This window comes from Streptococcus mitis (assembly GCF_905187495.1).
Taxonomy (GTDB): Bacteria; Bacillota; Bacilli; order Lactobacillales; family Streptococcaceae; genus Streptococcus; species Streptococcus mitis_CU.
Map to the genome: position 1 here is coordinate 197,352 of NZ_CAJJIB010000151.1, position 20,104 is coordinate 217,455.

Here is a 20,104-nt window from a genome sequence, read left to right on the forward strand (position 1 = left end):
TATATTTTATCACAAAAACGCTATCAGTTCAAGAAAGAAATAATTATATATATATATATCGTTTTTTGATATTGTTTATATTTATATACTATTTTGTTTTTGACTTTATCTTGGTATTTTTTTTGCTTTTTTGATATAATAAATTAAAGTATAATTTTACTGGAGGTTTTATGCGTTTTAATCGATTTAGCTATTTAGCGCTACCTAGAGATACAATTATCTTTGAATTAAAAAAGTATGGATTTGATTTACCAGTCAACATCACAAATAAAAAAATGCTTGAAGCGTTTCTCATTCGTTTCTTTTTTAATTTTAAAGATAGCACCTATCCTCTATCCAGTTTAGCAGTTGATAAAGAAACTGACTTACTGACATTTTTTCAATCAGATAAAGAGTTGACTGCAGATATTTTCTATACTGTAGCCTTTCAACTTTTAGGTTTTTCTTATTTGGTTGACTTTGAAGACAGTGATGTTTTTCGTAAAGAGTCTGGATTTCCTATTGTATATGGTGACTTGATTGAAAATCTCTATCAGTTACTCAATACTCGTACCAAAAAGGGGAACACTCTTATCGACCAACTTGTCAGTGACGGTCTTATTTCTGAGGATAATGACTATCGCTACTTTAACGGCAAGAGTTTGGCTACTTTTTCTAGCCATGATGCCATTCGAGAAGTCGTTTACGTTGAGTCACGTGTCGATACTGACCAAAAAGGTCTTCCAGACTTAGTCAAGGTCAGCATTATTCGTCCTCGTTATGACGGCCAAATTCCTGCTATCATGACAGCTAGCCCCTACCATCAGGGAACCAATGACAAGGCTAGTGATAAGGCCCTCTACAAGATGGAGGGTGAACTTGAGGTCAAACCTGCTCACAAGATTGAGCTTGAAGAACCTCAACTCAATCTCGTCCAACCCCAAGGTCAAGCTGAGCTTGTGTCAGAAGCTGAGGAAAAGCTAACGCACATCAACGCTAGCTATACTCTCAACGACTACTTCCTTCCACGAGGTTTTGCTAATCTCTATGTCTCAGGTGTCGGTACCAAAGACTCTACTGGTTTCATGACTAATGGGGACTACCAGCAAATCGAGGCTTATAAAAATGTCATCGACTGGCTCAATGGCCGTTGCCGTGCCTTTACCGACCACACGTGCCAACGTCAAGTCAAGGCTGACTGGTCAAACGGAAAAGTAGCTACAACTGGACTTTCCTATCTAGGTACCATGTCCAATGGTCTTGCGACTACAGGTGTAGATGGTTTAGAGGTTATTATTGCCGAGGCTGGTATTTCTTCGTGGTACAACTACTACCGTGAAAACGGTCTAGTAACTAGCCCAGGTGGTTATCCAGGTGAGGACTTTGACTCCCTTGCTGAACTAACCTACTCTCGTAATCTCTTGGCTGGTGACTATATCCGTGGTAATGAGGCTCACCAAGCTGACTTAGAAAAAGTAAAAGAGCAGTTAGATCGCAAATCTGGTGACTACAATCAATTTTGGCATGATCGCAATTATCTGCTCAATGCCCATAAGGTAAAGGCAGAGGTTGTCTTTACTCATGGTTCACAGGATTGGAATGTCAAACCACTTCATGTTTACCAGATGTTTCACGCCCTTCCTGCTCATATAAACAAGCATCTCTTTTTCCATAATGGCGCCCATGTGTACATGAACAACTGGCAGTCCATTGACTTCCGTGAGTCCATGAACGCCTTATTGACAAAGAAATTACTGGGACAAGATACAGATTTCCAACTTCCTACTGTCATTTGGCAGGACAATACAGCCCCTCAGACTTGGCTATCACTTGATACCTTCGGTGGGCAAGAAAACTTTGAAACCTTCTCACTTGGTCAAGAAGAGAAAGTCATTCAAAACCAGTACCCAGATAAGGATTTTGAGCGCTATGGTAAGACCTACCAGACCTTCAATACAGAACTCTATCAAGGAAAAACCAATCAGATTACTATTGACCTTCCTGTAACCAAAGATCTTCACTTGAACGGTCGTGCCCAACTCAATCTTCGTATCAAATCCAGTATAAATAAGGGGCTCTTATCTGCCCAACTGCTAGAATTTGGACAGAAGAAATACCTGCAACCTTATCCAGCTGTTTTAAGTGCTAGAACCATTGACAACGGTCGCTACCATATGTTGGAAAATCTCAACGAATTGCCTTTTCGTGAAAATACACAACGAGTCGTGACAAAAGGCTACCTCAATTTACAAAATAGAAATGATTTACTGTTAGTAGAGGATATTAAGGCAGATGAATGGATGGATATCCAGTTTGAACTGCAACCGACTATTTACAAGTTAAAAGAAGGAGATACTCTTCGTTTAGTACTCTATACTACTGACTTTGAAATCACAATCCGTGACAATACCGCTTACCACCTGATTGTTGATCTTGAACAGTCTAGTCTTATCCTACCTTGTCAAAAGGTATAATATCAGACTTTCAATATAGAAGATTTCCACTTGAACAGTTGAAGCAAACATACACTTGGTATCAAATGCAATCCCGATATAGGCTTATGATAGGTCTACACGGAAGCTTTGACAAAAGATACTAAAACCCTAACCAACATGTGTACTCATTAATAATACTCGCTACCACATGTTGAAAAATCTTTGCGAATTGACATTAATCGTAAATTCACAACAAGTCGTGACAAAAGGCTACCCTAACGGTCGTGCCCAACTCAATCTTCGTATCAAATCCAGTATAAATAAGGGGCTCTTATCTGCCCAACTGCTAGAATTTGGACAGAAGAAATACCTGCAACCTTATCCAGCTGTTTTAAGTGCTAGAACCATTGACAACGGTCGCTACCACATGTTGGAAAATCTTAACGAATTGCCTTTTCGTGAAAATGCACATCGCGTCGTGACAAAAGGCTACCTCAATTTGCAAAATAGAAATGATTTACTGTTAGTAGAGGATATTAAGGCAGATGAATGGATGGATATCCAGTTTGAACTGCAACCGACTATTTACAAGTTAAAAGAAGGAGATACTCTTCGTTTAGTCCTCTATACTACTGACTTTGAAATCACCATCCGTGACAATACTGACTACCACCTGACTGTCGATCTTGAACAGTCTACACTTCTCTTACCTTGTCAAAAGGTATGATATCAGACTTTCAATATGGAAGATTTCCACTTAAACAGTTGAAACAAACATAAACTTGGTATCAAATCCAATCCTAGTCTAATGTTTAAAACTGGATTTTGGACAAAAGATATTAAGACCCTAACCAACATGTGTACTCATTAATAATATTCGCTACCACACCACATGTTGGAAAATCTCTGTGAATTAACATTAATCGTAAATTCACAACAAGTCGTGACAAAAGGCTACCCTAATTGAATGATTTACTGTTAGTAGAGGACACCAATGTAGATAAACGGATAGATAGCCAATTAATCTCCACTCAACTAGTGAAAAGTGAAAAGAAGGAGACTCGCTCCGTATCGTTCTAAATTACTACTGACTTTCAAATCTTCATTCGTGACAATACCGCTTACCACCCGACTGACGATATCGTTCAGTCCACGCTTTCTGTACCCAGTACAAGGAGTAACATTTTATGAATAAATCTGAACACCGACACCAACTCATACGAGCTCTTGTAACGAAAAACAAGATTCATACTCAAGCTGAGCTACAAGCTCTTCTTGCCGATAATGATATTCAAGTTACACAAGCTACACTTTCGAGAGATATTAAAAGTATGAACCTCTCAAAAGTACGTGAAGAAGACAACTCTTACTACGTGCTCAATACAGGCTCTATCTCAAAATGGGAGAAACGTCTCGAAATCTACATGGAAGATGCTCTTGTCTTGATGCGTCCCGTTCAACACCAAGTCCTCCTTAAAACCCTTCCTGGACTTGCGCAATCCTTTGGTTCTATCATTGATGCATTAAGTTTCTCTGACGCTATCGCTACTCTCTGTGGTGATGATGTCTGTCTTGTCATCTGTGAAGATGCGGAAGCTGCCCAAAAATGTTTTGAAGAACTGAAAAAATTCGCTCCACCATTTTTCTTTGAAGAATAAGAAAATTCCGTGTCTCATTTGACACGGAATCTTTTTATCTATTTTACTGAGGTGGATTGTCTTTTTTAGTTCGTGCTAATCTCAGGGCACGATTTGGATTGAGACGATTAAATAGTTCTTCCAATTTCTTTTCATTCCAAACATCTGCGGCGGAAACAAAGTTGCCATCCGCATCTCGGAAAGATATCGGTTTATCTCCCATATCAGTCTCCTAGTCTACAAATTCAAACTCAAATTTACCAATGCGGACCAAATCCCCATCTTTAGCACCACGCGCACGAAGGGCTTCATCAACCCCCATACCACGAAGCTGGCGAGCAAATTTCATGACTGATTCGTCACGATCAAAGTTGGTCATATTAAAGAGTTTCATGAGTTTTTCACCAGAAAGCACCCATGTCGCATCGTCATCACGACTAATTTCAAAGGCTTTTTCTTCCTCGTCAAATCCATAGTAAACTTCTTCTTCCATATCTGACTCGTCGTAGAGCAAGAATTCTGGTGTCTTGTCTAGCAATTCAGCTGTAGCATCCAAAAGCGTAGCCAAACCTTGCTTGGTCAATCCAGAAATTGGGAAAATAGCTGGTAACTCTTCAAATTCATCGTAGTTTTCAGCCAATTTTTTCTTGAATTCTACAAGATTTTCCTGACTCTCAGGCATATCCATCTTATTGGCTACGATAATCTGTGGACGCTCCATCAAACGGAGATTGTATGACTCTAGCTCTTTATTGATAGCAAGATAATCCTCATATGGATCACGCCCTTCGCTAGCTGACATATCAATGATATGAAGGATGACACGTGTACGCTCAATGTGACGGAGGAACTGAGTTCCCAAACCGACACCCTGACTAGCCCCTTCAATCAAACCTGGTAAATCAGCTACTGCAAAGGATTCACCTGATTGGGTACGAACCATACCTAGATTTGGCACAATGGTCGTAAAGTGGTAGGCACCAATTTTAGGCTTAGCTGAGGTGATAACACTTAAAAGTGTTGATTTCCCAACAGAGGGGAAGCCTACTAAACCAACATCTGCCAAGATTTTTAATTCCAATTGTAACTCACGTTCCTGACCTGGTTCTCCATTTTCAGAGATTTCCGGTGCAGGATTTTTTGGTGTTGCAAAGCGGATATTTCCACGACCACCACGACCACCGTGGGCTACAATAAATTCTTGTCCATGTTCAATCAAATCTGTTAAGACTTTACCAGTCTCCGCATCACGCACAGTCGTACCTTGTGGAACACGAACTCTAAGGTCCTCAGCACCACGTCCATGCATTCCTTTGGTCATTCCTTTTTCACCAGAATCAGCCTTGAAATGACGATTGTAGCGGAAATCCATGAGAGTACGTAGACCTTCGTCTACAACGAAGACCACATTACCTCCACGACCACCGTCACCACCCCAAGGACCGCCATTAGGGACATATTTTTCACGGCGAAAGGCAACCATACCATCGCCACCATTACCAGCCTTGACCTTGATCTTGGCTGTATCTAAAAACATACTCATTTTTTTCTTCTCACTTTAAAAAAGGGCTGGGAAATCCCAGTCACAAAATTTTCTTGAATCTATTTTATAGATTACTGAGGGCACCAATTGCAGTTGCAAAAATACCCAAAATACTTGCTACTAACATGATAAGTACGATAAGCAAGGTTAATTTCTCAAACATAGTTTTTTTACGTTTTCCATTATCTCCAAATGCCATTTTTATCTCCTTCGTTACATTCTATTTTCTATTATCTTAGCATGAATTTAGCTAGTTTTCAATAGTCACTTGCTACCGGCGCAATAATCCATAAAATGATATAAGCTACAATTCCTGCCCCATAACAAAATGCAAGAACACCCCATATTACGCGAACGATAGTTGGATCCATATCAAGATAATGGGCCACTCCGGCACAAACACCCGCAATCTTTTTATCAAGACCACTTCTCATTAATTGTTTTTTCATGGCTGTTCCTCTTTCTATTCCTCATGGTCTTTCCAATAATCTCTTATGCTGATTAACTGCGTTTTTGAAGCCTTCAGCATGCGTCTAGAGCCTTTTACGGGCACAGCGACCACCTTTTGCGGAAGATACAAAACTGTCTTAAAGATACGCTGACTGACCGTATCATCTTTGGCTAAATCTTTCTGGAAGTTATTTGAAATGATGGCATCCAGATAAAACTCATGCACTCGTTTTCCAAAGTTCTCAGCTGAAATCTCGTACAATTTCTCTGATAAGGTATGCTCATCCATATCTGGAGTTGCAATCAGGGCTTCCAAAATAGCTCCGGCCAAATCATGTTCCCCATAGTACAAGGTTCCAAACATTTTATCACTGATAAGATTGTCCAGATAAGGATTTCCATGAGCAATGACAGGCGTTCCACTGGCTAAGCTTTCCAAGTATGTCAAACCTTGCGTTTCACTTGTCGATGCCGAGATGAAGAAATCCGCCGCCTTATAGTAAAGAGCCGTCTCACTAGGAGCAATCATGCCTGTAAAAATGACGGAGTCTTGAATCTCTAGTTTCTTGGCTTGCTCTTTGAGGTCATCCAGATAAGGACCATCCCCAGCTACCACCAGTTTAACCTTATCCTCCTCTTTCAGAACTTCTGCAAAGGCTGCTAATACTGCTTGAATATTTTTTTCATAGGAGATTCTCGAAAGACTCAGCAACATCTTTTCATCAGCTTGAATCCCCAGTTTACTACGCAGTTCTGTCAAATTTTCCTGCTTGATTTCCGGACGCTCAAACTTGGCTAATTCAATCCCAGTTGGAATAACCCGCTTTTCAACCTTAACTTTATAGTCAGATAGCAAGTCACGGACAATCTCACTCGGGCAAATCACCCCATCCACATCATGCAGGAAACCTCTTACTAAGTACTTGACCATACTAGGACGAATCAACATCCCCTTAGCAATATAATGCACGTAGTCTTCGTATTGGGTGTGATAGGTATGGATGACTGGAATCTTCAATTCACGTGCAATCCAAATCCCCAACAGACCAAGAGAAAATTCTGTCTGAGTATGGATAATATCCAGTTGATATTGTTTAGCAATTTCAAGCGCCTTGCTGAAACCTCGATAGGCAAAGCGACGATCTTTAAAAGCAAAGAAGGGAACACTTGGAATGCGGATAATTTGCCAATCTTCATAACGATTGACATCCTTATCTGTCGTTGTAAAGATAAAAACAGCATGTCCCTGCTTTTCAAGTTCGGTTTTCAAGGTTCGAATACTGGTCGCAACACCTGAAACCTGAGGAAAATAGGTATCTGTAAATAAACCAATTCGCATAGATTACCTCACTTTTTACTTTCTCCCTAAAGCGGCTTGTTTCTCATAAAAGTCCAACCAGATTTGTAACAGATGCTCTTCAGAATACTCTCTAGAAATATTCTTAGCTTTTTCTTTCAAATCTTTTAAAGCAGCAGGATTCGCTTGATATTCCAGAATAGCTTCTTTCATCTCTTCTCTATCTGCTGTCGCCCTATAATTTCCCTCTAAAATCACCTTATAAAGATCCAAATCACGCAACATAATCGGAGCTTCACAACTGGCAGCCTCTAAAATCGTCATCGGAAAGAGTTCATTGTAACTAGGCAACAAGAAAAGATCCGCTAGGGCATACAATTCGCGCATCCGCTCTGGCGATACAATACCAGGAAAAATCAAATTTTTAGGGGGATTCTCCATGATTTTCTTGTAACGTTCATAACCATCTGTCATACCACCAAAAGAGAAACCACCTGCCCAGATAAAGGTAATTTGCGGCAATTCCTCAGCCAGACGGATAAAATCGTCAATCCCTTTGCGTTTCTGAACTTGACCAGCACCTACTACGATAAACTGATTGTCACTAAGACCTAGCTCTGTACGCAGTATCGCTACCTCTTCCTGTGGAAGAGGATGCCATTTTTCCTTGTTTACAAAGTTAGGAATATAGGTCACTTTTTCACGTGGAATACCAGCTGCCACCAAATCCTCGATAAACATAGGATTGACCACCACCAAGTGCTCCATCCGGTTGTAAAAAGAAAATACATAGCGTTTCACAATTCCCTTTAAGAAAAATGGAATTTTCAAACTCCCCTCAAGTGTATCAGGCAAGAAATGCACATAGCCAATTTTCCTTCCTGAGCGTTTCTTTTGGAATGTTGATAAATAATAGGGGAAATCAATTGTATGAAAGTGAGTCACATCTGCCTCTATTGGAAGATTCTCTGTAACAATCAATTGTTCCTTGGCATCACGGTGAAGAAGACGAACTAATTCACGGTAAGCACCTGAAACTCCTTGTCCTGCTACTTTCTCACTTGAACTCAACATATTGATGCGTAATTTCTTTTTTTCCATAACTACTATTATATCATTTTCTTGGAATAAAATCAGCAAAAGAAAGGAGAGACTAGAGGAAAAGAGGGGGAAATTTCCTCGCTTTTCCAATAATCTCTCACATGTTTTTATATGTTTACTTAATGCCTAGGGCAATGCGTGCATAGCGACTCATTTTTTCAACAGTCCAGGCTGGATACCAAACTAATTTGACCGCAGTATCCGTTACTTCTGGCACCTCTGTCATGGCATCATAAATCTGGTCTGTCAAAAGATCTGCTAGGGGACAACCCATAGTTGTCAACGTCATATCAATCTCTGTTTGTCCTGTGTCGCCGTCAAAACGAATCTCATAGATCAAACCAAGGTTGACAATATCGATTCCCAACTCAGGGTCAATCACTTCTTCCAAGGCTGATAAAATTCGTGTTTTGATGTTTTCAATTTGCTCTTCTGTATAAGCCATATTCATCCTCACTCTTAGTCTTCAATAAAATCACGAAGCGGTTTGCTGCGACTTGGTTGGCGTAGTTTTCTCAAAGCTTTAGCTTCAATCTGACGGATACGCTCGCGAGTCACGTTAAAGACTTTACCCACATCTTCAAGGGTACGCATTTTACCATCATCTAGCCCAAAACGCAGACGCAAAACATTTTCTTCACGGTCTGTAAGAGTATCCAAGACCTCATCCAACTGCTCACGCAAGACAATACGAGTTGTATAGTCCACTGGATTTTCAATCACTTCATCTTCGATAAAGTCCCCAAGGTGGCTATCATCCTCTTCACCGATCGGTGTTTCAAGGGATACCGGTTCTTGAGCAATCTTCAAGATTTCACGAACCTTATCAGGTGTCATATCCATACGTTCAGCGATTTGTTCTGGTGTTGGATCTTGTCCCAATTCTTGAAGGAGATTACGCTGTTCACGAACAAGCTTGTTAATCGTTTCAACCATGTGGACTGGGATACGGATGGTACGAGCTTGATCCGCAATAGCACGAGTGATAGCCTGACGAATCCACCAAGTTGCGTAAGTTGAGAACTTGAACCCTTTAGAATAGTCAAACTTGTCAACCGCCTTCATTAAGCCCATGTTCCCTTCTTGAATCAAGTCAAGGAACTGCATACCACGGCCAACATAGCGTTTAGCAATAGAAACAACCAAACGAAGGTTGGCTTCCGCAAGACGTTGTTTGGCTTCGATATCACCAGCTTCAACTGCAAGTGCCAACTCTTTTTCCTCTTCATTGGTCAAGAGAGGAACGACCCCGATTTCTTTTAAGTACATACGAACAGGGTCATTGACCTTAGCCGAAGTTGATCCAATCAAGTCCTCATCGCTGAGTTCTGGCTCTTCTTCTGCACTAAGCACACGCGCACTTGGGTTTCCTTCGTTATCTGTGATTGAAATTCCTGCATCCTGGATTCGTTGCAAAAGATCTTCAATCCCATCAGCATCCAAGGTAAAAGGAATAACTAGACTAGCATTGATTTCATCGTCTGTTGCTGTCCCTTTTTGTTTATGATTACGTATAAATTCTGCTACTTGTACGTCAAATGTTGTTACTTCTTTTTGTTTTGTTGCCATTATTACTCCATTCTTCTCTTTTGGGAAATTAAACGTTCCAATTCTTCTAAGGCTGTATCGGTATCACCTACATGGCTAGCTTCCTGCACCTTCTTTTTGATTCTCATATTGTCCTGATTCAAGAGAGCCTTGTTTCGAGTCATTTCTACTTCACTTAGTTCCTGAGGTGACATCTCAGCAGGCAAATCCTGAGCTAAGACTTGATACCAAGCTCTTTCAACTTCATCTGTCTGTTCTGCTAAAACTTCTGGAGGAAGATTTCCATACTGGCCAAGCAAGTCATATAAGACCTGAAATTCAGGTGTGGCAAATGCAAAGTCTTCTCGCAAACGGTAATCGTTCAAAACAAGAGGGGATTCCATCATTCGATAAAGTAGATGAGCTTCTGCCCTCATAATAGCCGATAACTGCTTGGTAACAGGCATAGTGATTGACGTCGGTCTGGAAATTCCTTCCATACGATTCTGCCTTTGCTCCTGACGGCTTTCATTAACAATCTGCTCAATCTGGGTATAATCAAAAGATGCCAGACTGTCAGCTAAAATATGAATATAGCTGTTTTGAGCAGTCATAGACTTTTCTTGAACAATCAAGGGAGCTATTTTTTCAATAAACTCAATCTGAGCCTGCAGATTTTCACTATTTTCAGGCTTGTACTGATGAATGTAAAACTCAATCGGACTAATACGAGTTTTCGTTAATAGATAGGCCAAGTCTTCTGGACCATTTTTTTGTAGATATTCATCTGGATCCAAGTTATCAGGCATGCTGACAATCTGCACAGGCATATCACCAATTTCGTCCAATGCTTTCAATGTCGCAGCTTGCCCTGCCTTATCGCCATCGTAAACAAGAACCAACTTCTTGGTTAACCTTTTCAGATGCTCAACATGCTCACGACTCAAGGCCGTTCCCATGGACGCCACAGCATTTTCGATTCCAGCCCGATAGGCTGCAATGACATCCATGAATCCTTCCATGAGGTAAATCTCGCTGGCTTTTCCAGAAGATTTTTTTGCCCTATCCATATGATATAATTCGTAACTTTTGTTAAAAATTGCAGTCGATCGGCTATTTTTATACTTAGAAGTTTGTGAATCCGTTTTCTGCCAGATACGACCTGAGAAGGCAATAACCTTTCCCTGGTCATTTGTCAGGGGAAACATGATGCGATTGTGAAAGGTATCTACAAATTGATTAGCATCCGATAGATAAAACAGTCCCGAATCCAAAAAATCCTCTTCACGATATTGACCAGACAAACGTTGATACAGATAGTTTCGTTCTGGAGGTGCTAAACCAATCCGAAAATGCTTGAGCACTTCATCTGTCAAACCACGCTGATAAAGGTAGTTTCTGGCCTCTTCGCCCATGGTCGTTGTCATGAGAATAGCATGATAAAATTTGGCAGCATCTTCGTGCATATCATAAAGAGCTTGGTGCGGCGAGGCTGGCTTCTGCTCACTATAAAGCGGTTTTTCAACCTCAATTCCAACACGCTGACCTAAGATTTGGACAGCCTCCATAAAGGGAACCCCTTGGTACTCCTCGATGAATTTAAAGACATCACCTGAACGACCACAACCAAAACAGTGGTAAAACTGCTTGTCCTCTACAACGTTGAAAGAAGGTGTTTTTTCACCATGAAAAGGACAGAGCCCTAGATAGTTCCGTCCTGCCTTTTGTAAAGAAATCACATCTCCTATGACTTCCACAATGTTGGCATTGTTTTTGATTTCTTCAATGACTTGTTTGTCAACCATACACAATACCTCCATGTTATCATAGTTTACTTTATATAGTATACTTTATTTCAGAAAAAAAGTAAACCATTTCACTCATTTTCCCTACTTTATTCAAAGAGCTGATAATAATCAGAGATTTTCATTTTTGCTTTATCTTCTTGGTTCAAATCTTGGATAATCTGTCCTTCTTTCATGACAATTAAGCGATTGCCATACTTAAGAGCATCTTCCATATGATGAGTAATCATAAGGGCTGTCAGCTGATCTTTCTTGACAAATTCATCCGTCAATTCCATCAAGGCCACACTGGTCTTTGGATCAAGGGCTGCAGTATGCTCATCTAACAGGAGTAATTCAGGTCGCTTCAAGGTTGCCATCAAGAGACTCAAAGCCTGTCTTTGTCCACCTGATAAGAACTCAATCGGTGTATTCAAGTGTTTCTCAAGACCGTTTCCTACTTTTTCAATGGTTGCCTGAAATTCATCCTTATAACTAGACAAGCGTCGTGGTAACAATCCACGCTTTTCACCACGAAACTTAGCAATCAAGAGATTCTCTGCCACTGTCATACGGGGAGCTGTCCCCATCTTGGGATCTTGGAAGACTCGAGACAGATACTTAGCCCGCTTCTCTGGTGAAAACTTGGTAACATCTTCACCTAAAATACGGATGGTTCCACTGGTTAAGGATAAGGTTCCTGCAATAGTGTTAAAGAGAGTTGATTTACCAGCTCCATTTCCACCTAAAATCGTGATGAAATCCTGTTCAAAAATTTCTAAGGAAACATCATTTAAAATAATCTTTTCTTCATCAAAGCCATTTTTAACGACTTTGGTTGCATTTTTTAATTCTACAATTGCTGTCATTTGCTTAATTTGGCTCCTTTCAAGATTGTTTGCTTAAATGTTGGAATCATGAGGCAGACTGCTAAAATCACGGCACTGTACAAACGAAGGTAACTTGTATTAAAGCCAAGAGCGATAACTGCCCACACTAAGAATTGATAAGCGATAGAACCTACAACGATGGTAACCAGACGTTCTGCCAAGCTCAAACTCTTGAAGATAACTTCTCCAATAATCAAACTTGCAAGCCCCACAACGATCACCCCGATTCCTCGAGATACATCGGCATACCCTTCTTGCTGGGCAATAAGTGCCCCTGCAAGGGCAATCACACCATTTGATAAAACCAAGCCCATGAGCTCCATGCGTCCAGTATGAATCCCGAAACTTCTAGCCATATCAGGATTGTCACCTGTAGCAATATAGGCTTGTCCGAGTTTGGTATCCAAGAAAAAGAGCATGAGAGCAATAACAAGACTGACAAAGATGAGACCTGTCAAGAGTTGGTTCAAATCTGAATCAAAAGGCAAAACATCCTGGATTTGCTTGGTTCCAAGCAATCCTAAATTTGCACGTCCCATAATCAAGAGCATGATAGAGTGACAGGAAGTCATCACCAAAATCCCTGAGAGCAAGGTTGGGATCTTCCCTTTTGTATAAAGAAGTCCTGCTGCCATTCCAGCCAAACAACCTGCTCCTACAGCAACAAGAGTCGCTAAAAATGGGTTCACTCCTTTGGTTATCAAAGTGACAGCAACAGCTCCCCCAAGAGGGAAGGAACCTTCTGTCGTCATATCTGGAAAGTTCAAAATCCTAAATGTCATAAAGATTCCCAGACCTAAAATAGCCCAGACAAATCCTTGAGAAATAATAGATAGTATCATCTGTTTCTTAACCTTTTCTATATGCTTTTTTTGTAAAAAATTGGAGGAGATGTCCCCAACTCCTCCATTACAGATTATTCAATCACTTGTCCTGCTTCTTTAAGAACAGATTCAGGAATCGTAATACCTAGCTCTTGTGCCAATTTTTTGTTGATGACTGACTTACCAGTTGAAAAGACATTGACTGGGGTATCAGCTGGTTTTGCACCTTTCAAGACTTGTGCAATCATTTTACCAGTTGCCACACCAAGGTCATGTTGGTCAACTACTACTGATGCCAAGCCACCTGCTTCTACCATGGCAGTTGCGCTTGGGTAGATTGGTTTTTTAGCGGATTGGTTGCTTGATACAACTGTTGAGAAGGCTGAGGCAATGGTGTTATCGATTGGAACCCAGATAGCATCAACCTTGCTAGTCATAACGTTAACTGTTGAAGCAATTTCATTTGTTGAAGGAACTGCGAATGTTTCTACTGTCAAACCTGCTTTTTCAGCATAAGCCTTAAATTCTTCGACTTGTGTTTTTGAATTGTCTTCGCTACTTGAATAAAGAGCTCCGATTGTTTTTACATTCGGTGTGAGAGCCTTGATGAGTTCAACTTGTTGTTGAGCTGGATTGTGGTCAGATACCCCTGTAATGTTGCCACCTGGTTTTTTCAAATCTTTAACCAAGTTAGCACCAATTGGGTCTGTAATCGCAGCCATGATAACTGGCAGGTCTTTTGTGGCACTAGCCAAACCTTGAGCAGCTGGTGTTGCAATACCAACTACAAGGTCATTCCCATTTGCAACCAATTGTTTACTCATTGTCGCAACCTTACTTTGGTCACCTTCTGAGTTCATAAAATCAATCTTCAACTGATCATCTTTATATCCTTCTTCTGCAAGTCCATCTTGAATCCCTTTATAAATCAAGTCAAGAGATGGATGGCTTACAAACTGAAGAACACCAACTTTGGCAACTTCCTTTTCTTCAATCTGAAAGACACCAACTAGGGTAGCTTTCTTTTCATTCTTAGCTTTGTGCTTATTCATTGAAGAATAAATCAAACTTCCTGCTACTAAGACTGCTAATGCAGCGACAATTCCAATTAAACGTTTATTTTTCATTCTATTTCTCCTTTTTATTCCTTTAAAATACTTCACTTATCTAAACAAGCGACGCCATCGTTTTCTTTCCATACAAACCTCCGATAAAAAAGTCCTCACACAAAAAACTTGTGTGAGGACGTCGATGCGCGGTACCACCTCAATTATAGGGAATTCCCCTATCGCTCTGTCTCGCAATAACGAGATGCACTGTAAGGTGTGCTCACCGAATTTTTATGATTTCAAATTCTAAATAGCATCCAGCCCAATTTTCATCATCATCACTTATCTGTTTTCAGCTACCACAGACTCTCTAAAAAGTTTATATGATTACTTTTCTGAATGGTTAAATTATATCATTTTTCAACTACTTGTCAAGACTCTTTTAGCATTTTTTTGAAAGATTCAAAAACTTCCCCTATAGAAAAGAGGAAGTTTGAAAGACATCAGCCCGAATTACGCAATCCTGTCGCAATTCCGTTGATGGTTGTATGGATTAATTTTTCTTGATCGCTTGATAATTCTCCTCGGCGTTGACGTTTAATCAACTCCAACTGGATATAGTTGAGAATATTAAAGTAAGGCATACGATAATCCAAACTTGCTTTTAGATATGGATTTTCAGCCAAGAGTTCATCGTAACCTTCGATAGCCAAGATGACTTCCTTGGTGACTTGCCATTCATTTAGAATAGTCTCATAGATTGCTTTGACTTCTTCATCCTCACACAGTTTGGCATATTCAAAAGCAATATTCATATTTGATTTTGACAAGACCATGTCGACATTTGAAAGAAGCGATTGGAAGAAAGGCCAATTTTGGTACATATCTCGTAAGATAGCAATATTCTCTGGATTTTTATCGATAAATTCCTTGAAGCTTGAACCAACTCCATACCATCCAGGGAACATGACGCGACTTTGCGACCATGAGAATACCCAAGGGATAGCTCGCAAACCACCGATTTCAGTAATAGTCTTACGAGCGGCTGGACGAGAACCAATATTAAAGCTTGAAATAGCCTTGATTGGACTTGACTCGAAGAAATAATCATAGAAATGATCATTACCAAAGACCAAATCACGGTAGATATCGTAACTACGGTCCACCACTTGGTCCATAATAGCTTCGTAACGATTTGAGGTGTTGGTATCGCTCTTCTTCTGAGTAATCATACGGTTAATGGCCGCCGAAACCAACATTTCAAGGTTATAGTAAGCTGCGTCTTTGTTACCATATTTATTGCCAATTACTTCACCCTGCTCCGTCAAGCGGATACGATCCTTAATGGACTTGAGAGGTTGAGAGGTGATGGCTTCATAGGTTGGTCCACCACCACGACCGACAGTCCCACCACGGCCGTGGAAGAAGGTAACCTTAACGCCAAATTCATCTCCAATAGCAGTCAATTGTTGTTGAGCCTTGTAGAGGGTCCAACATGATGAAAGGTAACCACCATCTTTATTACTATCAGAGTAACCAAGCATGATTTCTTGGTAGTTATTACGTGAAGCAATCCATTTCTTAGCAAGAGGAAGAGAAAGGTATTCTCTCATAGTTTCTTCTGAGTGGTCCAAGTCCTCAATTGTTTCAAAGAGAGGAACAATTTGGACACGGGCTCTTTCTTTATCAACTAGCCCTACTTCTTTTAACAAGATAGCCAATTCCAGCATGTCTGATACGCTAGTTGCATGTGAAATAATGGTTTGACGAATAACATCATCGCCCAACTTATCTTTCAACTTACGAGCAGCCTTAAAGATTGCTAATTCTTTTTCAAGTAACTCTGATTTTTCAACGTGAGTGGCAGAAAGAATACGTGGATCTTCTTCTAATTCTTTCAAAAGAAGCTGGCATTTTTCTTCTTCACTTAGTTCGCTATAACGCGAATGAATTCCTGCTGATTTCAAAAGTTCAGCTACGCAGGCCTCATGAACACTAGAATCTTGACGCATGTCAATAGATGCCAAATAGAAACCAAAAATTTCAACTGCCTGAATCAGCTCAACAAAATCACCAGAAATCAGTGCTTCACCCTTATTTTCCAATAGGGAATCACGAATGGTAATTAAATCCTTATAAAAATCATTGGCCGTTTCATAGCGAGCTCCAACTTCCTTATCTTCAATCAGATAAGTTTTTGTTGCTTGGATTTTTGATTGAATATCAAACAAGGCACGACGATAAAGCTCTTTTTCACGGTAGATCGAGTTATCCTTGGATTGACGAGCCATTTCTCTGACTTGCTTGCTCACATTGACAATACTGGTTGAAAGAGAGAATTCACGATAGAGTTGGTAAATCTTTTCATCATAGTAGTTCATGATGACTTCACACTGAGTCATAGCAGATTGTTTCAAGGTATCTGCTGTAACAAAAGGATTCCCATCACGGTCTCCACCAATCCACATTCCCATGGTAATTGGTTTAGGATGTTTCAACTCCAAACCATGTTTTTTAGCCAGACGCTTGTACTCAGCAGTCAAATGAGGGACAGCCTTCAGGAATGAACTATTGTAGTATTCCATAACATTCGTGATTTCATTGGTTACTTTCAATTTCTTTTCACGAATCATATCTGTCTGCATGATAATCTCAATGTAACGACGGAGATCATTATGCCATTTTTCCTTATTAATCAAGCCTAATTTCACATCACGATACTTACGCAAGAGGGTGTGGATATGGTTGGTCAAATCCAACATACTCTTACGTTGCACTTGTGTTGGATGGGCTGTCAAAACAGGGACAACATTCAAGTGTTCAAGAATTTCAACCGCATTTTCTTTTTCAGCAACCATTTTGATTGTTGCTGATAATTTCCCAAGATAATCTTGATCGATATTATTTTGGTGGTTGATTTCATAAGCCAAATCCACGTCTTCTGAAATATTAATCAAGAGGGGCAAGATAGAGAAATAGCGTGAAATATAAGCCATTTCATCATTTGACAGACTAGTAACCAATTGGTTCAAGCCTTGATAATCTTCTTGAGTTGACAATTCTTTCAACTGCATGATTTTTTCAAAAGTCTCTGGTGCAAGCATATTTTTAGTGATATCTTCTAACAATTCTGTTAAAATCAATACTTCTTCTTGCACGACAGCTTTATTACTATAGTTTTCTAATTTTTGAAGAGACATAGGTCATCCTTTCCACTATCAACTCTACATATAGTTTGATGAGTGAGCTTCTAACTCCTCATATAATTGGGCACGTTTTTCACTTGCATCAATATTTAAGACAAAGGCGATGGCTACAGACAAGACTAGGAGACTGTTCCCCCCTTGTGATAAGAAGGGGAATGTTACTCCTGTCGAAGGAATAATGCCAGAAATTCCACCGATATTGACAAATACCTGTACCAGCATCATCCCCCCAACTCCAATCGCCATCATGGAATTAAAGGGATTCTTAGCACGAATACCGACTAGGATAATCCGCAAAATCAGGAAAAAGACAAGGGCTAAAATCAAGCTGGCTCCCACAAATCCAAACTCTTCAATGACAATTGAAAATACAAAGTCTGTATGAGCCTCTGGTAAATAACCACGTTTTTCGATTGAATTTCCTAATCCTAGACCAAACCAACCACCATTTACCATGGCAAAGTAGGAATTTGCAAGTTGGTGGCCTGCTCCTGCCAAATCAGCAAAGGGATTAAAGTAGGCACTGAAACGCTTAGCAACGTAACCAAATACTGGAACTTTTGAAAACTTATCAACCCCAATCATAGAAATAGCTGATAAGGATAGGGCTGAAACTCCTACCAATACACCGATAAAGGCTATAAACCAACGATGAGCAATCCCACTAACTGTATACATAATCAAGGCAACCAGAGCTAGGATAGTCGCATTCCCCAGATCTGGGAAGATAGCCAAACTTCCTATCATTACCAAGAGGACAAAGCGCCAATCATTAAAAGCACGAGGAATCCATTGATTTTGAGTTAAAACTTGGAAATCGTAAATACCAATTTCATCTTGTTGTTTTGAAAAACGTTGGGCCAAGTACCAGACGATGATAATCTTCAAATACTCCGCTGGCTGAATGGTCAAAGGTCCTACTGAAATCCAACCATAGGCTCCATTGACTGGCGTACCAATTAAGCGAGCCAGAGCTAAGAGAATCAGCTCAACAAACATAACAATAAATAACAGTCGTTCTTTTCTTAAAAAATTCAATTTCAGCTTATATATCAAGGCAATCAATATTAAACTAAATACCCAAAACATTCCCTGACTTCGAACCAATTGCAAAGCACTTTTACCTTCTTCTATAAGAATGGCACTGGTTGTAGAATAGACTACAATCAAGCCCAAAATAGATAAAAGTAAGTAAGGAACTAGAATAGAATAGTTTAACAGGTGCCTCTTACTAATCTTCATAGTATCACCAATCTAATGAGAACAAAAGAAATTATTCCCAAATTCCGTTTATTTTCTAGTTTTGATTGCTATTATACCATTTTTTCCGAAAGAAAAAAACTCTTACCCTTAAGATAGAAGATTTTCTCATAAGAAAAAGAGCACTTGGCTCTTTTCTGTTTTATTCTTTTGAAGAACTGCTTGAGCTTGAATCTCCACCACCGATGTATTGAGTGAAGATATTTTGGAAGGCTTGATCTTTAACCTTGATATTGGCTGCTTGCAATTCTTTTCCGATAATACTTTGAACAAATGATGCGTCGTTTTGTTTTTGAGTTAAGATAACAGTTTTTAATTTTTCTTTGTAATCGTCAATATTAGATGATTTCTCTGTTTTCTTAATCAGTTTAACAATGTAATATTGACTGCTGTAGGCTTGTGTTCCAGTAACGCTAATCACATCAGAAACACCGTTTACATCTAAAGCAAAAGCTGCTTTCTTAACTTGATCTGGTACTTCTGTTGAAGCAGAATCAAAAGTGATTTCTCCACCATTCGCTTTAGTTTTCTCATCTGTTGAATTATCTTTAGCTAATTGAGCAAAGTCTGCATCACTAGCTTTAGATTTTTCAAGAATTTCTTTAGCTTTGTCTTCATTGTCCAAACGGATAATTTGAGCAGTCACATCTGGAGTGTACTCGTCAAAGGCCTTCTTATAAGCATCATCTGTCAATTCAGCTTCTGCTGCTTTCTTAACTGCCAACTCAACCAATTTACTTGTACGAATTTGAGCTTTACGTGTTTCAAGAGTCATTCCTGCTTGTGACAAGACACGTTGGTAGTTCTCACCATATTGTTTCTCTTCTTCGGCAATTGTATCGTTGACTTCTTTGTCATCTACTTCTGAACCGTATTGTTTCTCAAATACTTTTTGGATAGTCAAGTTCAACAACACTTGTTGAGCTGAAGGATTGCTTTTCACTTGCTCATAAAATTGATGTTCTGTGATGACATCCCCTTTCATGCTGATAAGATCTGCTCCTTCTGAACCTTTCGAACAAGCTGCTAATGTTGCTACTGATAATAATGTAATGGCACCTGCCAATAGTTTTTTCTTCATGTCTACTCCTTTGAGATAAGTGTTACCCTATCTATTTTACT

17 protein-coding genes, 1 pseudogene and 1 other annotated feature are annotated in these 20,104 nt (G+C 39.8%); of the genes and pseudogenes, 3 read left to right on the forward strand and 15 right to left on the reverse strand.

The features are described 5' to 3' along the window. The first annotated feature begins 170 nt into the window (after positions 1–170). From JQ843_RS07095 to JQ843_RS07105, 3 genes and pseudogenes are all read left to right on the forward strand, one after another. Positions 171–2,453 carry a Xaa-Pro dipeptidyl-peptidase gene (locus JQ843_RS07095; RefSeq protein ID WP_203213266.1) on the forward strand — a complete coding sequence of 761 codons (2,283 nt, stop codon included), beginning with the start codon at positions 171–173 and terminating at the stop codon, positions 2,451–2,453. 238 nt (positions 2,454–2,691) lie between these two features. Further along, positions 2,692–3,141 (forward strand): annotated as a pseudogene (locus JQ843_RS07100) (CocE/NonD family hydrolase C-terminal non-catalytic domain-containing protein); the annotation flags it as partial. Positions 3,142–3,601: 460 nt separating this feature from the next. Then, positions 3,602–4,072: an arginine repressor gene (locus JQ843_RS07105; protein ID WP_061589810.1), complete on the forward strand. Its 471-nt coding sequence runs from the start codon at positions 3,602–3,604 to the stop codon at positions 4,070–4,072. A 43-nt stretch (positions 4,073–4,115) separates the two neighbouring features. Here the strand turns inward: JQ843_RS07105 and JQ843_RS07110 are convergent, their stop codons facing one another. The 15 genes from JQ843_RS07110 to prsA all read right to left on the reverse strand — a co-directional run bounded on the left by JQ843_RS07110 (position 4,116) and on the right by prsA (position 20,063). Then, on the reverse strand, positions 4,116–4,274 hold the full coding sequence (locus JQ843_RS07110; RefSeq protein WP_125452158.1) for a hypothetical protein: 159 nt from the start codon (positions 4,272–4,274) through the stop codon (positions 4,116–4,118). Positions 4,275–4,283: 9 nt separating this feature from the next. Next, positions 4,284–5,594: a GTPase ObgE gene (obgE, locus tag JQ843_RS07115; protein WP_203213267.1), complete on the reverse strand. Its 1,311-nt coding sequence runs from the start codon at positions 5,592–5,594 to the stop codon at positions 4,284–4,286. A 64-nt stretch (positions 5,595–5,658) separates the two neighbouring features. Then, on the reverse strand, positions 5,659–5,793 hold the full coding sequence (locus JQ843_RS07120) for a DUF4044 domain-containing protein (protein WP_000863852.1): 135 nt from the start codon (positions 5,791–5,793) through the stop codon (positions 5,659–5,661). 58 nt (positions 5,794–5,851) lie between these two features. Then, complete coding sequence (locus JQ843_RS07125; protein ID WP_084929897.1) at positions 5,852–6,028, reverse strand: PspC domain-containing protein; 177 nt, start codon at positions 6,026–6,028, stop codon at positions 5,852–5,854. A gap of 29 nt (positions 6,029–6,057) precedes the next feature. Then, positions 6,058–7,383, reverse strand: coding sequence for a glycosyltransferase family 4 protein (locus JQ843_RS07130; RefSeq protein ID WP_203213268.1), 1,326 nt, complete (start codon positions 7,381–7,383; stop codon positions 6,058–6,060). A gap of 15 nt (positions 7,384–7,398) precedes the next feature. Beyond that, positions 7,399–8,442: an alpha-galactosylglucosyldiacylglycerol synthase gene (gene cpoA / locus JQ843_RS07135; RefSeq protein WP_238393763.1), complete on the reverse strand. Its 1,044-nt coding sequence runs from the start codon at positions 8,440–8,442 to the stop codon at positions 7,399–7,401. Positions 8,443–8,557: 115 nt separating this feature from the next. Then, positions 8,558–8,887: a metal-sulfur cluster assembly factor gene (locus JQ843_RS07140; protein WP_049491853.1), complete on the reverse strand. Its 330-nt coding sequence runs from the start codon at positions 8,885–8,887 to the stop codon at positions 8,558–8,560. Positions 8,888–8,901: 14 nt separating this feature from the next. Beyond that, positions 8,902–10,011: an RNA polymerase sigma factor RpoD gene (gene rpoD, locus JQ843_RS07145; RefSeq protein ID WP_004259586.1), complete on the reverse strand. Its 1,110-nt coding sequence runs from the start codon at positions 10,009–10,011 to the stop codon at positions 8,902–8,904. A 2-nt stretch (positions 10,012–10,013) separates the two neighbouring features. Then, positions 10,014–11,774 (reverse strand): DNA primase, encoded by a 1,761-nt coding sequence (gene dnaG, locus JQ843_RS07150; RefSeq protein ID WP_203213270.1) that lies wholly within the window; start codon positions 11,772–11,774, stop codon positions 10,014–10,016. 89 nt (positions 11,775–11,863) lie between these two features. Continuing rightward, positions 11,864–12,622 carry an ABC transporter ATP-binding protein gene (locus JQ843_RS07155; protein WP_203213271.1) on the reverse strand — a complete coding sequence of 253 codons (759 nt, stop codon included), beginning with the start codon at positions 12,620–12,622 and terminating at the stop codon, positions 11,864–11,866. Further along, positions 12,619–13,485 (reverse strand): ABC transporter permease, encoded by an 867-nt coding sequence (locus tag JQ843_RS07160; protein ID WP_004234420.1) that lies wholly within the window; start codon positions 13,483–13,485, stop codon positions 12,619–12,621. The genes JQ843_RS07155 and JQ843_RS07160 overlap by 4 nt, the downstream gene beginning before the upstream one ends. A gap of 74 nt (positions 13,486–13,559) precedes the next feature. Then, complete coding sequence (gene trpX / locus JQ843_RS07165; protein WP_203213272.1) at positions 13,560–14,594, reverse strand: tryptophan ABC transporter substrate-binding protein; 1,035 nt, start codon at positions 14,592–14,594, stop codon at positions 13,560–13,562. 111 nt (positions 14,595–14,705) lie between these two features. Further along, positions 14,706–14,923 (reverse strand) — a binding site (T-box leader). Positions 14,924–15,019: 96 nt separating this feature from the next. Continuing rightward, positions 15,020–17,716, reverse strand: coding sequence for a phosphoenolpyruvate carboxylase (gene ppc, locus JQ843_RS07170; RefSeq protein ID WP_049521739.1), 2,697 nt, complete (start codon positions 17,714–17,716; stop codon positions 15,020–15,022). Positions 17,717–17,740: 24 nt separating this feature from the next. Next, entirely contained in the window at positions 17,741–18,964 is a 1,224-nt protein-coding gene (ftsW, locus tag JQ843_RS07175; protein WP_020902903.1) for a cell division peptidoglycan polymerase FtsW, read from the reverse strand. Between the two features lie 160 nt (positions 18,965–19,124). Continuing rightward, entirely contained in the window at positions 19,125–20,063 is a 939-nt protein-coding gene (prsA, locus tag JQ843_RS07180; protein WP_203213273.1) for a peptidylprolyl isomerase PrsA, read from the reverse strand. Between the last annotated feature and the right edge of the window lie 41 nt (positions 20,064–20,104).